Annotated in this window: 18 protein-coding genes and 1 tRNA gene; 5 read left to right on the forward strand and 14 right to left on the reverse strand. The window is 71.4% G+C overall.

What is annotated here, in order from left to right; genetic code table 11:
* Positions 1-56: 56 nt before the first annotated feature.
* Entirely contained in the window at positions 57-851 is a 795-nt protein-coding gene (gene otsB / locus FK219_RS00620; protein WP_152582053.1) for a trehalose-phosphatase, read from the reverse strand.
* Positions 848-2,284, reverse strand: a complete 1,437-nt coding sequence (locus tag FK219_RS00625) for an alpha,alpha-trehalose-phosphate synthase (UDP-forming) (protein ID WP_152581958.1) — start codon at positions 2,282-2,284, stop codon at positions 848-850. The genes otsB and FK219_RS00625 overlap by 4 nt, the downstream gene beginning before the upstream one ends.
* Before the next feature lie 184 nt (positions 2,285-2,468).
* Between FK219_RS00625 and FK219_RS00630 the strand changes: the two genes are divergently transcribed.
* On the forward strand, positions 2,469-3,269 hold the full coding sequence (locus FK219_RS00630; protein ID WP_152581959.1) for a sugar phosphate isomerase/epimerase family protein: 801 nt from the start codon (positions 2,469-2,471) through the stop codon (positions 3,267-3,269).
* A 43-nt stretch (positions 3,270-3,312) separates the two neighbouring features.
* On the opposite strand, the gene FK219_RS00635 is transcribed toward FK219_RS00630, so the two are convergent.
* From FK219_RS00635 to FK219_RS00645, 3 genes are read right to left on the reverse strand one after another with little or no spacing between them, the layout of a single operon-like run.
* Positions 3,313-5,283 carry a YhgE/Pip domain-containing protein gene (locus tag FK219_RS00635; RefSeq protein ID WP_152581960.1) on the reverse strand — a complete coding sequence of 657 codons (1,971 nt, stop codon included), beginning with the start codon at positions 5,281-5,283 and terminating at the stop codon, positions 3,313-3,315.
* A complete protein-coding gene (locus FK219_RS00640) occupies positions 5,280-8,150 on the reverse strand; it encodes an MMPL family transporter (protein WP_165638000.1) in 2,871 nt (956 codons plus the stop codon). The genes FK219_RS00635 and FK219_RS00640 overlap by 4 nt, the downstream gene beginning before the upstream one ends.
* Position 8,151: 1 nt before the next feature.
* Entirely contained in the window at positions 8,152-8,742 is a 591-nt protein-coding gene (locus FK219_RS00645; protein WP_152581962.1) for a TetR/AcrR family transcriptional regulator, read from the reverse strand.
* 176 nt (positions 8,743-8,918) lie between these two features.
* On the opposite strand from FK219_RS00645, the gene FK219_RS00650 reads away from it, so the two are divergent.
* Positions 8,919-9,116 (forward strand): hypothetical protein, encoded by a 198-nt coding sequence (locus FK219_RS00650; RefSeq protein ID WP_152581963.1) that lies wholly within the window; start codon positions 8,919-8,921, stop codon positions 9,114-9,116.
* A 57-nt stretch (positions 9,117-9,173) separates the two neighbouring features.
* Here the strand turns inward: FK219_RS00650 and FK219_RS00655 are convergent.
* A tRNA-Lys gene (locus FK219_RS00655) sits at positions 9,174-9,246 on the reverse strand.
* 154 nt (positions 9,247-9,400) lie between these two features.
* On the opposite strand from FK219_RS00655, the gene bcp reads away from it, so the two are divergent.
* Positions 9,401-9,874 (forward strand): thioredoxin-dependent thiol peroxidase, encoded by a 474-nt coding sequence (gene bcp / locus FK219_RS00660; protein ID WP_152581964.1) that lies wholly within the window; start codon positions 9,401-9,403, stop codon positions 9,872-9,874.
* A 39-nt stretch (positions 9,875-9,913) separates the two neighbouring features.
* On the opposite strand, the gene FK219_RS00665 is transcribed toward bcp, so the two are convergent.
* Positions 9,914-10,306, reverse strand: coding sequence for a hypothetical protein (locus tag FK219_RS00665; RefSeq protein WP_152581965.1), 393 nt, complete (start codon positions 10,304-10,306; stop codon positions 9,914-9,916).
* Positions 10,307-10,504: 198 nt separating this feature from the next.
* Here FK219_RS00665 and FK219_RS00670 point away from each other — a divergent pair, with 198 nt between their 5' ends.
* Positions 10,505-10,753, forward strand: a complete 249-nt coding sequence (locus tag FK219_RS00670) for a WhiB family transcriptional regulator (RefSeq protein WP_055859575.1) — start codon at positions 10,505-10,507, stop codon at positions 10,751-10,753.
* Between the two features lie 22 nt (positions 10,754-10,775).
* Here the strand turns inward: FK219_RS00670 and thiL are convergent, their stop codons facing one another.
* A complete protein-coding gene (gene thiL / locus FK219_RS00675; protein WP_152581966.1) occupies positions 10,776-11,897 on the reverse strand; it encodes a thiamine-phosphate kinase in 1,122 nt (373 codons plus the stop codon).
* Positions 11,898-11,922: 25 nt separating this feature from the next.
* On the opposite strand from thiL, the gene FK219_RS00680 reads away from it, so the two are divergent.
* A complete protein-coding gene (locus FK219_RS00680) occupies positions 11,923-12,423 on the forward strand; it encodes a DUF3515 family protein (protein WP_152581967.1) in 501 nt (166 codons plus the stop codon).
* A 352-nt stretch (positions 12,424-12,775) separates the two neighbouring features.
* Here FK219_RS00680 and FK219_RS00685 read toward each other — a convergent pair whose 3' ends face one another.
* The 6 genes from FK219_RS00685 to murA all read right to left on the reverse strand — a co-directional run bounded on the left by FK219_RS00685 (position 12,776) and on the right by murA (position 19,681).
* Entirely contained in the window at positions 12,776-13,924 is a 1,149-nt protein-coding gene (locus tag FK219_RS00685) for a D-alanine--D-alanine ligase family protein (RefSeq protein WP_152581968.1), read from the reverse strand.
* A gap of 27 nt (positions 13,925-13,951) precedes the next feature.
* Positions 13,952-15,550: a Mur ligase family protein gene (locus FK219_RS00690; RefSeq protein WP_152581969.1), complete on the reverse strand. Its 1,599-nt coding sequence runs from the start codon at positions 15,548-15,550 to the stop codon at positions 13,952-13,954.
* Positions 15,550-16,299 (reverse strand): alpha/beta fold hydrolase, encoded by a 750-nt coding sequence (locus tag FK219_RS00695; RefSeq protein WP_165638001.1) that lies wholly within the window; start codon positions 16,297-16,299, stop codon positions 15,550-15,552. The genes FK219_RS00690 and FK219_RS00695 overlap by 1 nt, the downstream gene beginning before the upstream one ends.
* Before the next feature lie 87 nt (positions 16,300-16,386).
* Positions 16,387-17,433 carry an NAD(P)H-dependent glycerol-3-phosphate dehydrogenase gene (locus FK219_RS00700; RefSeq protein WP_407941877.1) on the reverse strand — a complete coding sequence of 349 codons (1,047 nt, stop codon included), beginning with the start codon at positions 17,431-17,433 and terminating at the stop codon, positions 16,387-16,389.
* 28 nt (positions 17,434-17,461) lie between these two features.
* Positions 17,462-18,247, reverse strand: coding sequence for a lysophospholipid acyltransferase family protein (locus tag FK219_RS00705; protein WP_246299299.1), 786 nt, complete (start codon positions 18,245-18,247; stop codon positions 17,462-17,464).
* Positions 18,248-18,313: 66 nt separating this feature from the next.
* Positions 18,314-19,681, reverse strand: coding sequence for a UDP-N-acetylglucosamine 1-carboxyvinyltransferase (murA, locus tag FK219_RS00710; RefSeq protein WP_152581971.1), 1,368 nt, complete (start codon positions 19,679-19,681; stop codon positions 18,314-18,316).
* Positions 19,682-19,710: the final 29 nt, after the last annotated feature.

The following is a 19,710-nucleotide window of genomic DNA, read 5'->3' on the forward strand; positions in this document are numbered from 1 at the left end:
GCACGAACGGGATGGGGCGCCGCATCGAGCGGAGCTGTGGGTCTAGCCTATCGAGCCTAAGCCGAGAGAATCCCGCGACGGCGCACGGCGAGCTCGGCGAGCACAGCGGCCATGGCGGCCGGGTCGGCAACGCGGTGCTCGGCGACGGTCGCGGCAGCGCCGACCTTGACGCCGAGGTCGCGCTCGCCGAGCGTGCGCAGAGCATCCTCGTCGGTCACATCGTCTCCCGCGAAGAGCACGGCGTCGACGCCGAGCCTCTCGCGCAGGATGCGCAGACCGTCGCCCTTGGTCGCGTCGCGCACGGCGAACTCGACGACGTTCTTGCCGTCGCGCACCGTGAGGCGGGAGTCGAGAGAGGATGCGCGCTCACGCGCGTCGCGCTGGAGCGCGGCCGCCGCGTCCTGCTCGACGACCCGCGTGTGCACGGCGAACCCCGCGGGCTTGTCCTCGATCCAGGCGCCGTCGACGGCGGCGACGAGCGGGGCGAGCGCAGCACGGAGGGTATCGACTCGCTCGCGATCGGCGGCATCCACCGCGGGCTCCGGCGCGCCGGCGCCGAGCCTCACCTCGAGCCCGTGGGAGCCCACGAGCGGCGTGTCAGGCGGCAGCTGGCCGACGTGGGCGAGGCTCTCGAGCGATCGCCCGGAGACGAGGGCGACGATCGTCTGGGGCAGCGCTCGAAGGGCCTCGAGCGCGACCGCAGCCTCGGGGAGCGCACGCGCCGAGAGCGGGTCGTCGACCTCGGGCGCGAGGGTGCCGTCGAAGTCGAGAGCCACGAGCAGTCGGGGGGCAGCGGCGAGGCGCTCGAGCGCGGCGTCGAGTGCCGGGGCGAGCCGATCGGCCGGGGTCACACCGACCTCGCCGCGTCGGCGCTCTGCCGCAGGGTCGAGAGGAAGGAGTCCGACCACGAGGAGACGTCGTTCTCGCGCACGCGCCGACGGAGCGAGCGCATGCGCGACGCGCGCTCCTTCTTCGGCATGCGCAGCGCCTTCACCATCGACTCCTTGAGCCCGTCGATGTCGTGCGGGTTGATGAGCAGCGCGTTCTTGAGCTCGTCGGCAGCGCCGGCGAACTCGCTCAGCAGCAACACGCCGTCATCGTCGTGCCGACACGCGACGTACTCCTTGGCGACGAGGTTCATGCCGTCGCGCAGGGCCGTCACGAGCATGATGTCGGCGGCGAGGTAGAGCGCGGCCATCTCCTCGCGCGGATACCCGTGGTGCAGGTAGGCGATCGCATTGTGGCTGATAGTCGAGTAGGTGCCGTTGAGGCGGCCGACGGTGAGCTCGATCTCGTCGCGCAGCTGCATGTAGGCGGCGACGCGCTCGCGGCTCGGGCTCGCCACTTGCACGAGCACGGCGTCACCCACGTCGATGTCGCCGTCGCGCAGCAGCTCGCCGTACGCCTTCAAGCGGTGGCGGATGCCCTTCGTGTAGTCGAGCCGGTCGACGCCGAGCATGATCGTGGTGGGGTTGCCGAGCTCCTCGCGAATCTGCCGCGCGCGCTCGATCGTCTCGGGGCGGCGCGCGAGCTCCTCGAAGCTCGCGACGTCGATGGAGATGGGGAACGCCTTCGCGATCGCGACGCGCTCCGGCCCGCCGTCAGGGCTCGGTACGCGGATGCTCGTGCCCTTCGTCGTCGTCGGCCCGTACAGTCGCCGCACCGCGCGCGTGAAGTTGCCCGCGTCGGCGACGCGCTGGAAGCCGATGAGGTCGGCGCCGAGCAGCCCTTCGACGATCTGGCGCCGCCACGGGAGCTGCGCAAAGATGCCGTAGGGCGGGAACGGGATGTGGTTGAAAAAGCCGATGACGAGGTCAGGGCGCTGCGCGCGGAGCATCGCGGGCACGAGCTGCAGCTGGTAGTCCTGCACCCACACGGTCGCGCCCGGCGCGGCGACCTCCGCCGCAGCGTCGGCGAAGCGCTGGTTGACGACCTGGTACGCCTCCCACCACTCGCGGTGGTAGCTCGGCGCGGCGATCACGTCGTGATAGAGCGGCCACAGCGTGTCGTTGCTGAAGCCCTCGTAGTAGCGCTCGACCTCGAGCGCGCTGAGGGGCACGGGCACGAGGTCGATGCCGTCTTCGGTGAAGGGCTCGAGCTCGAGGTCGGGCTTGCCCGCCCAGCCGACCCAGGCGCCCTCGGAGGCGCGCATGACGGGTTCGAGCGCGGTCACGAGCCCGCCGGGCGAGCGCCGCCAGTGGGCGGTGCCGTCGGGCTCGATGACGCGGTCGACGGGAAGTCGGTTGGAGACGACGATGAAGTCGTTCTGGCTGGAGTCGGTCATGGCGCGCGGGCGTCTCCTCAGGGGGATGCGTCGATGGGCGGGGGCCGGCGCTCGAACCGTATCAGCCGAAGGTCAGAGACCTCCCAGAGTCGCGGCGGGCAGCGTGCGCGGTTCTCCCGCGCGTCACCGAGAGTTCACGGGTCGCTCCCGCGTCGCGGCCCGGGTCACGACGTACAGTGACGGTGTGGCTCAGATCGGCATGGGTACGACGAGCGTCCTCCCCCGACGCCTGCGCGAGGCCTTCCGCCTCGCCGCGGAGGCGGGCTTCGACGGCATCGAGGTCATGATCACGAGCGACCGCGGCACGCAGGACCCGTCGCGGCTGGCAGCGCTCAGTGACGAATTCGGGATGCCCGTGCTGAGCATCCACGCACCGGTCCTGCTCTTCAGCAGCCACGTCTTCGGCCGCAACCCGCTCGTCAAGCTGCGCCGCAGCGTCGAGCTCGCCGAGGCCGTCGGCGCGACGACCGTGGTCGTGCACCCTCCCTACCGCTGGCAGCGCCGCAGTGCCGCGCTCTTCGTCGAGACCGTGCGGCGGCTCTCCGAGCGGCACGGCATGCGCATCGCGGTCGAGAACATGTTCCCCGTCACTCGAGGCGGCATCGAGCACGATCCCTTCGCCCCGAGCTGGAACCCCGGCGTGCTCGAGGTCGACGCGCTCACCCTGGACTTCTCGCACGCGGGCATGAGCGGGCGCTCAGCCGCCGACCTCGCGCGCGAATGGGGCTCGCGCCTGCAGCACGTGCACCTGTGCGATGCGGCGTGCACTGCGCCCGGCGGCGCGCTGCTCGACGAGCACCTCGTGCCCGGGCGCGGTGCGCAACCGGTCGCCGAGGTGCTGCAGGGTCTTGCCGAGTCGGGGTTCGCGGGCCACATCATCGCCGAGATCAATACGCGCGCGTGCGGTCGCGATGACGAGCAGCGCGTCGCGTGGCTGCGGGAGACGCTCGAGTTCGCACGCTCGCACTCGCGCGTGCTGCGCTAGCGCTCCCCCGGTTCCCGAGGCCCCTGGCGCTGCCCAGCACCGCTCACGCCATCGACGGCGCGAACCTCCTCAGTACCGCGCGGCGCCGCGCTCGACCCGCGGCCAGGCGGGCGATGATGAGCGAGATCGCCGTGAGGATCACGAGACTCACCGCCGCCGACACTGCTCGGTCGGCCGAGCCGCCCGCGATGATCGCGGTGAGGCCGTCGGTCGCCTGCGAGAGCGGCAGCACGGCGCTCAGGGCGGGGAAGGGCGCCGCGAGCGCCTCGATGGGGATGACGCCGCCCACGACGATGACCTGCACGGCGAGCGCGAGAAGCGACACGACGAGCCCGCCGCGGCCGAGCCACTGGGCGAGGGCAACGTGGAGTGCCGTGAACGCGACCGCGATGAGCGTCATGAGGCCAAGGATGGCGGGCGCGAGCGCCCACGAGACTCCCGCCACGGTGTGCGCGAGCAGGGTGACGAGGCCCGCCTGCGCGAGCGAGAGCCCGGCGAGCAGCAGTAGTCGGCGCCGCAGGAGGGCTCCCGCCCCGAGCGGAGAGCCCACCATCGCCGCACCGCGGGCGGGCAGCGCGAGAGTCACGGCCATGGCGCCGAACCAGAGGCCGAGCGGGCCGAGCACGGCGATGATGAGCCCGCCGACCCCCTCGAGCGCGTTCGCGCGCTCGGCCTCGAGGGTGATCGGCTCGGTCACGGCATCGGGCACGGTCGCGACGTCGTCGGGCACGGATGCTGCGCCCTCGTCGAGGCCGGCCGCGAGCTCCTCCGTCCCGGCCGCGAGCTCGCTCGCGCCGTCGGCGAGCTCGGCGTTGCCTGCGGCGAGCTGCGCAGCACCGTCGGCGAGCGAGAAGGCGCCATCGCGCGACTGACCGAGCCCGGCCGCGAGTTCGCCGAGTCCCGCGGCAAGCCCGCGGGCTCCCCCGCGCAGAGCGGCGCTCTCGCTCGACAGCGCGGCGGCACCGCTCGCGCTGTCGCTCACGCCCGCCTCGATGCCTGCGAGCGCCGGGGTGACCTGCGCGCTCGTGCCTGCGGCGGTCGCGGCGAGTGTCCGCGCGTCGACGAGCACGGCCTGCGCCTCCGCGATCGTCTCTGCGCTCGCACCGGAGGTCTGCGCCTCGTCCAGTGCCGCTTGAGCCTGTACCACGAGAGCGTTCGCGAGACTCGAGACGTTCGCGACGGCACCACTGAGGGCACCGAGCGAGCCCGCGGCCGTGTCGAGCTGGGCGAGCCCGGAGGCCAGGGCGTCCACGCCCTGTGTATACCCGGTGATGCCGGAGGAGAGGGCCGCGGCGCCGTCGGCCGACTCGCGCGCGCCCGCCGTCGCCGAGCCCAGCCCGCTGCCCAGCGCGCTCGCGCCGCTGCCGAGACCGGAGACGCCGTCGCCGATCTCGCGCACGCCGCCCGCGATCTCGCGGGAACCGTCGGCGAGTTCACCCGCACCGTCTGCCGCGGTCTCGAGCGACTCGCCGAGCTCACCGAGACCGCCCGCGAGCTCGTCCAGGTAGAGCGCCGTGATCTCCGAGCCGAACTGCGCGACGAGGCCGCTGCCGATCGCCTGCATGACCGAGCCGGCCAGGTAGCTGTGGGCGTCGTCGGTCTCGACGCGGATCGACGCCGGCTGAGCATCCGTCTCGGAGATCTTCGTGAGCGACGCGGAGAAGTCGGAGGGGATCGTGACGACGGCGTAGACCTCTCCCTCCTCGAGGGCGCGTGCCGCTTCCTCCTGGCCCGTCGGGGTCCAGTCGAAGCCCACCGAGTCGGGGCCGGTCAGCTCGGTCACGAGCTGACGGCCGGCGAGGAACGGCTGCTCCTCGCCGTCGGCGTCGACCATCGTGACGAGCTCGTCGTTGTTGACGATCGCCGCGGGAATGCGGTCGAGCGCCTCCTCGCCGTCGCCGACGGCGGCCAGCGCGAGCCCCACGAGACTGAGCGGCACGAGCACGGCGCCGACGACCATCGCGATGCGGCGCCGCGAGCGCCGGGCGGGCTGGGGTGCGGAGCGGTCGGTCATGAGAGGAGGGCCTCCGGAGTTCGGGCGTCGTGGGCGTCGACGGGCGCGAGGGGTTCGAGAGCGAGCGCCGCGGCGTCCTCGCTCGCGGCGTCGCCCGTCACGATGCGGGCAGGGTGCGGCTCGGAGAGGGCGACGATGAGAGCGTCGACGGCGTCGACCGTCGCGCGTGCGAGCCCACCCGCATCGATGAGGTGCACGGTGGCGCGATGCGCCGTCGCGAGTGCGACGAGGGCGAGCGCTCGGCGCTCGGGCGACAACGACACGAGGGTGTCGTCGAGCTCGACGGACGCGAGCGGGGCGGCGGCGCCTCCCAGTCGTCGGGCGGTCGCCGCGACTCCGCGCCACCAGCGCTCGATCTCGCGCTGCCCCGTGCGGCCGGGGTGCGACGCACGATGCTCGGTCGCGAGTTCGCGCACCGTGACGCTCGGGTCGAGTCGATGAGGCTCCAGCTCGAGCAGACTCACGCGCTCGCTCGCCGTCCCCGCCTCGGAGGGCAGGAGGGCGCCCGCGATGCGCGCGCGCCCGCTCGGTGCCGCGAGGTAGCCGGCGAGGGTCGCGAGCACGAGACCGCGCTCGGCGGGCGCCGCATCGACGAGGATGCCCTGCCCCGACTCGACGCGCAGGCTGAGGGTCTTCTCGGTGCCCGCGATCTCGAGCCGGTCGGCCACGACCTCCGCATCGCCCGCCCCGGCCGCCCACTGGACGGTGTCGCGATGGTGCCGCAATCGGGCGCCCTCGACGTCGAGGTCGGGCAGCAGCCGGTCGAGGAAGCGCGGGAACCACCAGCCCGCGCGGCCGAAGAGCGTCATGAGCGCGGGCCCGAGCAGCATGCGCACGACGAACGCGTCGACCGCGATGCCGACGGCGAGCCCGAGGGCGATGGGCTTGATGAGCCCCGCACCCTCGGGCACGAAGGCGGCGAAGACGAAGAACATGATGAGGGCCGCAGCCGTGACGACGCGGGCTCCGGTCGTGAAGCCCTCCTCGATCGCCTCGCGCGGGGTCGCGCCGTGCACGTGCTCTTCGCGCATGCCCGAGACGAGGAACACCTCGTAGTCCATCGCGAGGCCGAATAGCACCGCCATGAGGATGATGGGCATGAAGCTCAGGATGGGGCCGGGCTCGGCGTGCAGCAGCTCGGCGCCCCATCCCCACTGGAAGACGGCGACGGTCACGCCGATCGCGCTGCCGACGGTGAGGAGGAAGCCCAGCGCCGCCTTCACGGGCACCAGCACCGAGCGGAAGACGGCCATGAGCAGCACGATCGAGAGGCCGACGACGATGATGCCGAAGGGCACGAGCGCGCCCGTGAGGCGCGTCGAGATGTCGATGCCGACGGCCGTGACGCCCGTCACGGCGAGCGGGGTGCCGTACTCCTCCTCGATGAGCTGCCCGGTCTCGCGCAGCTCGGCGACGAGAGCCTTCGTCTCCTGCGCGTCAGGAGCGGTCGTGGGGGCGACGCGGAAGATCGCCAGCTCGAGACCCGGCGACGGGATGCCCGGACTCACGCTCGCGACGCCGTCGACCGCCTCGAGGTCGTCCCGAATGCCCTCGAGGTCGCCCATGATGTCGGTGGACTGGGTGATGTCGAGGGTCACGAGGAGGGGGCCTGCGGTGCCGGGGCCGAAGGAGTCGGCGATGAGGTCGTAGGCGATGCGCTGCGTCGAACCCTCGGGCTCCTTGCCGCCATCGGGAAGGTTGAGGTCGAGCGAGAACGCCGGGATCGAGATGGTGCCGAGCACGAGCACGACGCCGACCGTGGAGAGGATCGGACGGCGCATGACGCCGCGCACCCACCGGCGCCCCATGGTCGGGCGGCTCGACGACGTGGGGTGTGCGCGCTTCCAGGCGCGCGACCCCTCGCGGGGGACGAGGCGGTCGCCCGCGAGCCCCATGAACGCCGGGAGCAGCGTCGTCGCGGCGAGCATCGCGACGGTCACCGCGACTGCCGCACCGATGCCCATGACGGAGAGGAACGGCACACCGACGACGAGGAGCCCGAGCAGGGCGATGATGACCGTCACGCCCGCGAACACGACGGCACTGCCCGCGGTGCCCACAGCGATGCCGGCCGACTCGAGTGGTCGCTCGCCTCGGGCGAGCTGGGTGCGGTGTCGGGAGAGGATGAAGAGCGAGTAGTCGATGCCGACCGCGAGCCCGATCATGAGGGCGAGCAGGGGCGCGGAGCTCGAAACGGGAACGAAGGCCGCGACGCCGAGAATGCCGCCGAGGGAGATCCCGATGCCGATGAGGGCGGCCGCGAGCGGCATGCCGGCGGCGAGGAGAGACCCGAAGGTCACGACGAGCACGGCCCCCGCGACGAGCACGCCGATGACCTCGATCACGGTGATGCCGACCGTGGTGTTCTGAAAGACCTGGCCGGCGAACTCGACGCGCACATCGCGCGCGTCGGCGGTCGCGGTGATCGCGTCGAGAGTCTCGGTCGAGATCGACTGGGAGGTGCCCTCGAGGCTCGCCTGCACGATCGCGACCGACTCGTCGTCACTCACCTGGTTGCTCGCGAACTCGTCGAACGGGCCGAGGACGGTCTCGACGCCGGGGATCGACTCGAGGTCGGCCATGAGCGCGTCGATCTCGCCTCGGATGTCGGCATCCGTCACGAGGGAGTCGTCCTCGGGCGCGACGACCGCCTGCACGGTGGTGCCGGCGGCTTCGGGGAAGAGCTGGTCAAGCTGATCGAGCGCCTCCTGCGACTCGGTGCCGGGAATCGAGAAGCTCTCGTCGGTCTGGCCGCCGAGGCTCAGGCCCACGCCGAGAGCCGCCGCGAGGGCGATGACCCACACGGTGATGACGAGCGCGGCGCGGCGGTAGGCAAAGCGCCCGAGACGGTAGAGGAGGGTGGCCACGTCAGTCCTTGGGGGTCGGGTCGGCGAGGGAGGCGGGGGCAAGCGACTGCTCGGAGGGCACGAGCAGTTCGTGCAGGATGACCAGGAGTGCGCCGCGCAGGTCGTCGACGTCGATCTCGCCGCTGAGGCCGAGGCGCTCGGCGGCCGCGAGCGTGTAGGCGACTCCGCCGAATGCGACGCCGAAGCGCAGCTTCTCCATGGTCGAGCCGCTCGCGAGCCGGAAGAGTTCGGCGACGCGGCGCATGATCTCGGTCGCGCGGTGCATGACGGGAACGTCATCGAGGGTCGCGCCCTGGTTGATGACGAGGGGAACAACCTCGCGGTGCCGCAGCAGGAGGTCGACGAAGTTCTCGACGAAGTCGGCGTGGCGTAGCCCGCTCGCGGTGTCGATCGAGTCGAGCAGGCGATCGAGGTCATCGACGGCGGGGCTCACGATGTCGGCGAGCAGCAGCTCTTTCGACGCGAAGTGGTAGAGCACGCTCGCCTTCGATGTGCCCGCGAGGTCGGCGATGCGCTGCAGTGAGGTCGCGGCGTACCCGGAGGTCGCGAATTCGGCAAGCGCGATCGCGCGCAGTTCGTCATGGAGAGTCACGGCGGCCACGTTAGTTGACCGATCGGTCAGGATTTGACCAATCGGTCAGATGCCAAGGTTGCGCTGGGCGACTTCCCAGCCCCGCGCAACAGCCTGGACACGAACTGGACGCTGGCGGCATCCGCACCGGGCAGGAACGATAGCGTGGAGCACACACGACGAGGGAAGGTCACCGCATGCGCAAGTACATCCTCAACGGTGCCGTGGTGAGCGCCGTGTTCTCCGCCTGGAATGTCATCTCGACCACTCGGCACGGCCCGCGCGACTGGCGCCTCGCCCTCATGTGGGCCAGTTGGGGCATCAGCGTCGCGATTGCCGTCGGCACGGTCATGGAGGAGAACAAGGCGATCGACGCCCCCGGCATCGACGACTAGAGCGTCGCCAGGCACGAAAAAACCCCGGCAGCTGGCGAGAGCGAACCGGGGTTTTCGTACACCCCCCGGGACTTGAACCCGGAACCCACTGATTAAGAGTCAGTTGCTCTGCCAATTGAGCTAGAGGTGCGTAGGCCTTGACGGCCGAGAGGAAACACTACCACCGTGGCGGGGCAGCCTCCACTCGGGCGGCTTTCAGCGAGCATCCTGCCCGCATTCATACACTGAAACCCTCACCGCGGAGCCGACCTGCGCCGCGCATCCCGTTCACACTAGGAGCCCTCATGGCCAGCACGCGCCTCGAAGCCGGAACCGCCGCCCCCGCCTTCACCTTGCCCGACAAGGACGGCACGCCCGTCTCGCTCGGCGACTACGCCGGCCAGAAGGTCGTGCTCTACTTCTACCCCGCCGCCTCGACGCCCGGCTGCACGACGCAGGCGTGCGACTTCCGCGACAACCTCGCCTCCCTCGCGAGCGCCGGCTACCAGGTGCTCGGCATCTCCAAGGACTCCGGGGATGCTCTGCAGACGTTCGCCGACGAGCAGAACCTGACCTTCCCCCTGCTGAGCGACCCCGATCTCACGGTGCACAACGCCTACGCGGCGTACGGCGAGAAGTCGATGTACGGCAAGACGGTGACGGGCGTGATTCGCTCCACCTTCGTCGTCGACGAGCAGGGCACGCTCGAGCACGCCCTCTACAACGTCAAGGCCACCGGCCACGTCGCGAGCCTGCGCAAGAAGCTCGGGCTCGACTGAGCCACCCGCCCCTCCCCCGGCGCGCCGCTCGGCGCGGGCTCAGTCGCGCCGCGACAGGTACTCGGTGATCGTCGGCGTGAGCGCAAGCACGATGCCCACGATCGAGGGGATGATGATCCACGACGCGATGTCGGGCCGCGGCACAAAGCCCTGAAGGCTGCCGACCCCGATCGCGAGCTGCAGGAAGTGGTAGACGAGAATGCTGCCACGCGTCCACGCCCGCGCGCGCCAGACGCCCGCCGTCATCGCGACGAGCCACACGACCACGAGCGCAGTGAGGCCGACGAGGGCGAGCGCCGTCACCGGGAAGTCGGCCTGCTGCCCGACGAGCTCGACCGTGAGCGCAACCGTCACGACGGCGAGGAAGACCGCCTCCAGCGCCAGGATGGTGACGAGCAGGATGACGAGAGGTGTCCGCCGGGTGTCCGACACGAGAACCGTCCTATACAAAGCTATTGATTTGACTCAGGCCCTGTGAGAGCCTATATGCGGTTGATCAGACGCCTACAGTGACGTGGGCGGCATCCCTCACTGTCTCACTTGCCCCCTTTTCGTCGGCGAGTTCACGGATGTAGCGCGTCCCCAACCTCACTCGACGTGCTACGGCAATGCACAAAAGGAGCACGTCCTATGGATTGGCGCGACAAAGCAGCCTGCCTCACCGCTGACCCGGAGCTCTTCTTCCCGGTCGGCAACACTGGTCCCGCCGTGGACCAGATCGAGAAGGCGAAGACCGTCTGCGGTCGCTGCTCGGTGACCGAGACCTGCCTGCAGTACGCTCTCGAGACCAACCAGGACTCCGGCGTCTGGGGCGGCCTCAGCGAAGACGAGCGCCGCGCCCTCAAGCGCCGCGCCGCCCGCGCGCGCCGCGCCTCCTAGCCTTCCCCGCGCCGTCCGGCGTTCAGCCGACGCCGCCGCTCCACTCGTCGAACGAGTCCCACCCGCCGCGCGCGGCGAAGACCCGGCCCCCGACGAGCAGGGCAGGGCCCTCTGCGCCCGCCTCGACGACGCGGCCGATCACCCGGAACCCGCCCGGCAGCGACTGGCCCGGGCCCGTCGCGGGCGGGAACGTCGCGAGCAGCGAGTGATCCTCCCCGCCCACGATCACGTGCGGCAGCCGGGAAGCATCCACCCCCGCCGCCATGCACACGGCAGCCGCATCGAGGTCGAGGCTCACGCCGCTCGCGCGCGCAATCCGCCGCGCGTCGAGGGCGAGGCCGTCGCTCAAGTCGAGCATCGAGGTGGCTCCCGCGAGCGCGGCGGCGACGCCGTCCGCGATCGGCGGGTGCGGCGTGAGCTGGGCGGCTACGGCGACGGGATGCTCGGAGCGCAGTCGAGCGGCGGCCCGCGCATCCGGCACGCCGTCGCCATTGACCGCGCGCTCGAACAGCAGGGCCAGACCCTCTGCGGCCGCACCGAGCGGGCCGGAGACCGCGACCACGTCGCCCACGCGCGCGCCGTCGCGCCGCACCGGCTCACGCCCTTCGAGGTCGCCGAACGCCGTCACGGCGATCGTGAGGGTGGGTGAGACACTCAGGTCTCCCCCGACGACTCCGCAGCCCGGAGCGAGCTCGGCGCACGCTTCCCGCAAGCCGTCCGCGAGGGCCTCAAGGTCGCTCACGGGCGTCTCGGCCGGTGCCGCGAGCGCCACGACGAGAGCCGTCGGTCGCGCGCCCATCGCGGCGACGTCGCTCAGGTTCGTCGCCGCGGCCTTGAACCCCAGATCGCGCATGCTCGACCACGCGAGGCGGAAGTCGGGGCCGTGGATCATCATGTCGGTCGTCACGACGTAGAGACCGTCGGGCGCCGCGAGCACGGCTGCGTCGTCGCCCGGGCCCAGCATGGTCGCCTCGCTCGGCGGCAGGCGCGGGATAATGCGGGCGAGGGCATCGAGCTCACCGACGGAGCCGAGAGTGTCGAGGGTGTGCTTCGAGTCGTCTCCGCCGCCCGGTTCTGCGGCTGCCCGGGTGCCCTCGACGCCGGCGCCGTCGCCGTCGGGCCCGCTCGACTCGGCTTCGCTCATGCGCTCAACGGTAGCCTGAACGACGATGAGAACCCGCTCCCCCCTCCTGGCCCTTGCCGTCGCCGCGCTCGCCATCATGCCCCTCGCGGCGTGTGCTCCGACCGTGCCGCTCGAGGCGGCGCCCGAGGCGAACTCCGTGGCGTGCGCCGAGATCTCGGTGCGGCTGCCGCAGACCATCGGCGAGCTCGACCGCCGCAGCACGAACGCGCAGGCCACTGCGGCGTGGGGTGAACCCACGGCCGTCATCTACCGGTGCGGGCTGCCCGATCTCGGCCCGAGCGACCTGCCGTGCTTCGACGTCGACGGCGTCGACTGGCTGCTCGACGAGAGCGACGCCCCGCAATACGTCTTCACGACCTACGGACGCACGCCCACGACCGAGGTCATCGTCGACATCACCTACATCGCCGGCGCGGACGCCGTGCGCGCCATCAGCGGAGCGGTCGCCGCGACCCCGGCCGAGGCCCGGTGCCTCGCTACGACCGACGTCTTCGGCGGCGGCACGGTCGCACCCGAGACCGAGTAGCGCCCCGCGCATCCCCGCTCACCCCGCACGACCCGCGCACGCCCGCTCACCCCACACGACCCGCGCATGCCCGCTCACCCCACACGACCCGCGTGGCCCACGCACCCCGCATGGCCCACGCACCCCGCGCAACCCCGCAGATTCGCCGCAAAACGGGAGTATCGCGCACCGCGAGCGCCCATTCGTGCCAGATCTGGCACGACATAGCGCGCGGGTTCGCCCTCGCGCGCCGCGAGCGCCGCCGCAGATTCGCCACAAAGTGGCCGAATCGCGGGCGACGAGCGCCCTTTTGCGCCAGATCTGGCACCGACGCCCGTGCGCGCGTGCGCGGGCGCGCGAGCGCGCCGCGCGGCTACGCGCGGGGGCCGTCGAGGCCGACGAGCTTGCCGGCGATGCCGCCCGCGGCTCGTAGCGCGGCGCCGCCGCCGAACCCGGCCTGGGGGAAGACTACGCGGCGGTCCCGGGCCTCGGTGAGAGCATCCACGAGGACGGTCGCCGCCGGCTGCTGCGGCGCCCACAGGTACAGCGAGAGCGCGCCGGGGATCGTGTTGACCTCGTTGACGTAGAGCTCGCTGCTCGCCTCGTCGAGCAGCAGGTCGACGCGCACGATGCCGGTGAGCCGCGTGACGTCCGCGACGCGCTCGGCAAGCTCGCGCGCCCGTGTGTGCACGGCCTCGGGCACCTCAGCCGGGAACTCGCGGGGAGCGCTCGTGAGGCCGGCATCGGCGCCCGCGCCGCCTGCAAGGTACTTCTCGGCGTAGCTGTAGAGCGCACTGCCGGCGGGCCCGCGCAGCGGCTTCTCGAGCTGCGTGATCTCCAGGCTCGGGAAGGTGCGGAAGGCGATGTTGAGGTCGACGAGCTCGGGGCGGTAGGGCTCGACCACGGCGCCCGTGCGCAAGTGCACGCTGCTGGCCGCGAGAGCGCGGGCCGCGGCGACATCCTCGGCGATCTCGATGCCGATCGAGGAGCCGCCGAAGCGCGGCTTGACGATGTAGGGGCCCTCGAAGGCGGGCTCGGTGAGCGTCGACACCGCTTCGCGGGGAAGGCTCGGGATGCCCGCGGCCGACATGAGGCCGCCGAAGGCGAGCTTGTCCATGCCGACCGCGCCGGCGAACAGCGTGGACCCTGTCGCGGGAATGCCCAAGAGCGAGAACACCGCAGCGGCGCCGCCGCCCTCGCCGACGCCGCCGTGCAGGCACAGCAGCGCGGCCTCGAGGTCGAGGCGCTCGGCGCCGAACGTCTTGCGGCGGTACAGCCCGGGGTCGCCCGAGACGCGCGCTTCGAGCGGCGTCGACTCGCGCGGAGCGCCCTCGAGGTAGTCCTTCGCCTCCGTGCCCGCGGGCACGCGGAACCAGTCCCCCGTCGGCGACCAGTAGATCGGCACGACGTCGTGACCGGCAGCGGTCAGAACGCGTTCTGCCTGGAGACCCGTGAGGATCGAGATCTCATGCTCGGGGCTCGGACCGCCGAAGACGACGGCCCAGGGGGCGGTTCCAGCCATGTGCACCTTAATCAGTGGGTTCTGAGATCACGGATAGTGATCGGGCAAGTCGTTCTCATAGAGGATAACGCCCCGCTCCCCCGCGACCGTGACCGCCTCGGCGACCGCGTGCTCGCGCGAGCGCACGGCGTCCGCACCGAGCGCCTCCGCCGTCGCCGTGCTCGCGTAGCCCGCGAGCAGAGCGGCCCGGTTGGTGCGTGCGACCGCGAACAGTCGCGCTCCGACAGCGCCGATTGCGGCGCCGAACGCGTGGTTGCGCTCGGCCTGCACGGGGCCGAGCTCGACCATGCCCGGCGTCACGACGACGAGAGGGCCTCCCCGCTCGGCGGCGAGCGCCGCCGCGCTCTCGAGCGCGCGTAGCGACCCGACGGGGTTCGCGTTGTAGGTGTCGTCGATCACGAGCGCTCCGCTCGGCGACTGCTGCACCTCGGCGCGGTGCTGGGAGCCCGGCAGTGCGTCGATGCGAGACGCGATGACAGCGGCGGGCACACCCGCGGCGAGGGCGATGCCCGACGCGACCGCGACGTTGACGGCGTGGCCCGTGCTCGCGATGGTCACGGGCACCGGCTCGGCACCCCGGCCGAGAACGATCGTCGCCCCCGCATCGCCCGATGCAGGAGACAGCACCACGTCGGCGTCCGTACCCGGCACGCAGCTGACCGTGACGACCCGCTTCCCGTTCATGCGGTCGGAGGAGGCAAGAGCAGCGAGACGCGCGTCGTCGATCGGCAGCACGACCGTGCGCGCACGATCGGTGATCGTCGACTTCTCCTGCAGAATCGCGTCCGTCGTGCGCATGCGTTGCAGGTGGCCCTCACCGATGACCGTGATGGCCGCGATGTCTGGTGGGAAGTGCTCGCAGAGCTCCGCGATCTGGCCGGGAGCATCCATGCCCATCTCCGCAACGAACATCTCGGTGCCCGGCACGAGCTTGTCATTCACCGACCGGGCGAGCCCCAAACGATTGTTGAAGGATGCTGGGCTCGCGACCGTCGTGAACGTAGCGCTCAGCAGGTGGGCCACGTAGTTTTTCGTGCTCGTCTTGCCGTAGGACCCGGTGATCGCCACGACCGTCGGCCGCACCTGGGCGAGCCGCTTCTTCGCCGCGGCCACGTACCGCTGCGAGGCGGACTTCTCGACGGGCGCCATGATCGCGAGCGCGAGGTCGGTGAGTGGTGCGCTCAGCAGGAGCGTCAGCGCCGGGCCTGCGGGGCCGAGGAGGAGTGTGAGCGCCGCGCCGACCGCAAGGTGCACGACAACCCACACCACGAGCAGTCGCTTCACGCGCGACGTGACCGCGAGAGGCTTCGAGGTGCCCCGGAACCCCAGCCCCAAGGGCAGCAGGCCCAGCAGGACGATGGCGGGGAGCGGGAGCGCCTGCAGGGCGGGAATCGGCACGAGCACCGCCACCGCAATCGCCACGATGACAACGGCCGTCGCGGGGCCGGACCCCGGCTCGCGGCGCAGCCACAGCCAGGCCATGCGCGACACCGAGCCGGGTACGTAGTGCTCCCGCTGGGCGACGCGCACCCAGCGGCCCGCGATGAGGATCGCCGCGAGCGCACCGAGGACGCTTGCTGTGACCACGAAGGGCAGATAGAGCACCGAGGCGACGATGCCGGCCATCAGCCCTGCCCCGCCGTCTCGGCGATGAGGGCGAGCAGCTCCTCGCGCACGGCCAGTTCGAGGTCGCCCTCGAGCAGGTGGGCGCTGCCGGGCACGACGCGGAAGGGCGAGCCGACGCGCTCGGCGGCCCGCCGCCCGGCCTCCGTCGGCGCCGCCGTGTCGTGCTCGCCCCACACGAAGCGCACGGGCACCGTGCCGGCGGCGAGGGCGTCGAGCTCCTCGTCGTAGGACTCGTTGACCACGCGCACGAGGACGCCGCGCAGCACGCCCTCGGCGGCGCGGTAGTCGGTGGATCCGCGCGCGTTGCGCAGGGCATCCATGCGCTCGTCGCTCAGCAGGCCGCGCCGATTCGCCCAGCGCGCCAGGCGATAGCCCAGCGGAGGCGCGGCGGGCGCCTGCAGCCTCAGCAACGGCACGCCCGTGAGAACGAGCCCGCGCACGAGCTCGGGGCGGCGCGCGGCCAGCCGAGCCGCCACGCGCCCGCCGAAGGAGTGGCCGACGACGATGACCGGCGCGTATGCCGCGACAGCCTCGGCGACCAGCTCGGCGTAGTCCTCGCTGCCCCACACGTCGTCGGGCGCCGGAGCCGGGCCGAAACCGGGAAGGTGCAGGCACACGGCGTCGAGGCCCGAGACGATCGTGCCGAAATCGGTGCCGTCGCGCGCCCAGCCGTGCAATGCGACGACCGTCGGAGGAGTCGCCCCGTGCTTCTCGGCGAGGACGCGGCCGCCGGCGAGGGTCGTGATCACGAGAGCCAGCCTACCGAGGCGCCACTCGCCCTGAGGCTCGACGCGACCTATCGCCTACTCCCCCTGAGGCTCGACAGCGCGCGCAACCTACTCGCCTTGAGGCTCGTCGGAATCCGTGGCGAGGTGCGGGGCGAGCTCGCGCGGGTCGAGGGTTCCTTCGAGCACGCGCGCGACCTGTGCGACGATCGGCATCGAGACGCCCTTGGTCGATGCCAGTTCGAGAATCGGGCCGACGGAGGAGAGACCCTCCGCTGTCTGGTTCATCTGGGCGATCACTTGCGCGAAGGCGTAGCCCTGACCGAGCAGCCGGCCCGCCGTGTTGTTGCGCGAAAGCGGGGATTCGCACGTCGCGATGAGGTCGCCGAGACCTGCGAGCCCCGTCATGGTCTCTGAGCGGCCGCCGAACGCGACCGCGAAGTCGGTGATCTCGACGAGCCCGCGGGTGATGATCGATGCCTTCGTGTTCTCGCCGTAGCCCACGCCGTCGGCGATGCCCACGGCCACGGCGATGAGGTTCTTGAGCACTCCCCCGAACTCGGTGCCGACGACGTCGGTGTTGACGAAGCAGCGGAAGTACTCGTTCGACGCCACCTGCGCGACGGCGACGGCGGTGTCGCGGTGGGCGCTCGAGACGACGGCCGCGGTCGGCTGGCGCTTCGCGATCTCGAGGGCCAGGTTGGGGCCGCTCACGACGGCGATGCGCTCCTCGTCGATGCGCAGCTCGTCGCGGATCACCTCGCTCATGCGCAGCCCGCTGCCCTTCTCGACCCCCTTCATGAGGCTCACGACGGGCACGTCGGCGGGCACGATGTCGCGAATCGAGGCGAGGTTGGCGCGCAAGCTCTGGCTCGGCACCGAGAGGTACACCTGCTCGGCACCCGCGAGCACGTGCTCGAGCGAGTCGTGGCCGCGCAGATTGCCGGGCAGGTTGATGCCGGGCAGGTAGCCGCTGTTCCGATGCGTCTCAGTGATCTCCTGCGCAACCTCGCGCCGGCGTGCCCACATGACGACGTCGGCACCGCCATCGGCGAGGATCTTCGCGAACGTCGTGCCCCACGAGCCGGCGCCGAGCACGGCGACGCGCGGCGCGTCAGCATCGAGGTTCGGCAGCGGCAATCGCACCGCTTCCGTCAGAGGCGGATGCTCGCGTGACGCGCCCTCGTCACTCAAAGCGGCCCGTCTCGGCCTGGTTGTTCTTCGCGGGATCCCAGCGCTCCGCCGGCGGCTGCTCGTCGCGCAGGTCGCCGAGCAGGTCGGCGATCGCCGTCATGACGCGACGCGTGCCCTCGGCGAGCGTCGCCGAGTCGAGCGGACGCCCCTCGAGGTCGCTCAGGTCGACGGGATCGCCGATCTTGCAGTAGATGGTCTTGCGGGGGAAGAAGCTGATCTTCTTCGAGTAGCGCGCCATGATCTGCTGCGTGCCCCAGTGCGCGGCGGGAATGATCGGCACGCCCGCGGTGAGCGCCATGCGCACCGCGCCGCTCTTGCCCCGCATGGGCCACAGGTCGGGGTCGCGCGTGAGGGTGCCCTCGGGGTAGATGATGATCGCGAGCTCGCGATCGACGAGCTGCTGCGCCGCCTTGAGCGGAGCATCCGGCCGCCCCCGCCCCTCCCGCTCCACCGGAATCTGACCGGACCAGCGCAGGATCGCACCGAGCACGGGAACACGGAAGACGGAGGCTTTCGCGAGAAAGCGCGGAACCCGCCCGAGCTTCCACATGAAGCGGCCCATGATGACGGGGTCGATCTCGCTGTAGTGGTTGGGCGCGAGGATGAAGGCGCCCTGACGGGGAAGCTTGTGGCCGTCGATGACGGGGAACCGCGCCATGAGGGTCAGGAGCGGGAGGCACAGGGCCGCGATCACGTACCAGAGTGCGGTCTTCTCCCGGCGTCGACGGCGCGCGGGGCGGCCGTCGTCGTCGACGGTCGCGGGGGTGGCGTCAGTCACGGGTACAGGCTAGTGCGTGACGAATGCCGGCGCAGGAATGGAGTCGGTCATGACGGTGCGAGCAGCTCAGGAGGGCAGCTCGAAGTCGGCGCCCAGCTGCCGCAGCTTGTCGATGAACAGCTCGTAGCCGCGGCTGATGATGCCCACGTTGCTCACCGTCGACGTGCCCTCCGCCGCGAGCGCGGCGATGAGGTGGCTGAAGCCGCCGCGCAGGTCGGGCACACGCACGTCGGCGCCGTGCAACGGGGTCGGCCCCGTGATGACAGCGGCCTGCTCGAGCGGTCGGCGCGGCACGCGGCGCGTGATGGAGGCGAGCCCCGACTGGTGCACGACGATGTTCGCGCCCATCTCGTTGAGCGCCTCCGTGAAGCCGAAGCGGTTCTCGTACACCGTCTCGTGCACGACCGACTCGCCCTCCGCCTGGGTGAGGGCCACGATGAGCGGCTGCTGCCAGTCCGTCATGAAGCCGGGGTGCACATCCGTCTCGATCATGACGGGCTTGAGCGGGCCTCCAGGGTGCCAGAAGCGGATGCCGTCCTCGAGCACGTCGAATTCGCCGCCGACCTTGCGGTAGACGTTGAGGAAGGTCATGAGCTCTTGCTGCGTCGCACCGCCGACAGTGATGTCGCCGCCCGTCGCGAGCGCCGCCGCCGCCCAGCTCGCGGCCTCGTTGCGGTCGAAGATCGCGGTGTGGTTGTAGCCGCGCAGCGTCTCCACGCCCTCGATGACGATGACGCGGTTGGGCTCGACCGAGATGATCGCGCCCATCTTCTGCAGGATCGCGATGAGGTCCATGATCTCGGGCTCGATCGCGGCGTTCTTGAGCTCGGTCGTGCCCTCCGCCCGCACCGCCGTGAGGAGCACCTGCTCGGTCGCCCCGACGCTCGGGAACGGCAGGTCGATATCGGCGCCGACGAGCTTGTGGGGCGCCGTGAGGTGGATGCCCTGGTACGACTTCTCGACGACCGCCCCGAAGGCGCGCAGGGCGTTGAGGTGGAAGTCGATGGGGCGGTCGCCGATGCGGCAGCCGCCGAGGTCGGGAATGAAGGCCTCGCCGAGCTGGTGCAGGAGGGGGCCGCAGAACAGGATCGGGATGCGGCTCGAGCCGGCGTGCGCGTCGATCTCGGCGAAGTGCGCGCCGACCACGTTGCTCGGGTCGAGCGTGAGCACGCCGGGCGCGGAGGAGTCGATCGCGACCCCGTGCGCCTTGAGCAGCCCGCTCACGACGGCGACGTCGCTGATCTCGGGCACGCCCTTGAGAGTGCTGGGGGTGTCGGCGAGCAGAGAGGCGACCATCGCCTTGGTGACGAGGTTCTTGGCGCCGCGCACTTCCACGCGACCCCGCAGCGGCTTGCCGCCGTGGATGGTGATGCTGTCGGAGACGAGACCGACGCGTGCGGCGGCCTTCTGCGAATCCTGGGTGAGCGAGTTCATGCGCCCTTTCCTGGTGCGTTGTCTCTGCG

The sequence above is a fragment of the Microcella pacifica genome (assembly GCF_009371975.2).
GTDB classification, from domain to species: Bacteria; Actinomycetota; Actinomycetes; order Actinomycetales; family Microbacteriaceae; genus Microcella; species Microcella pacifica.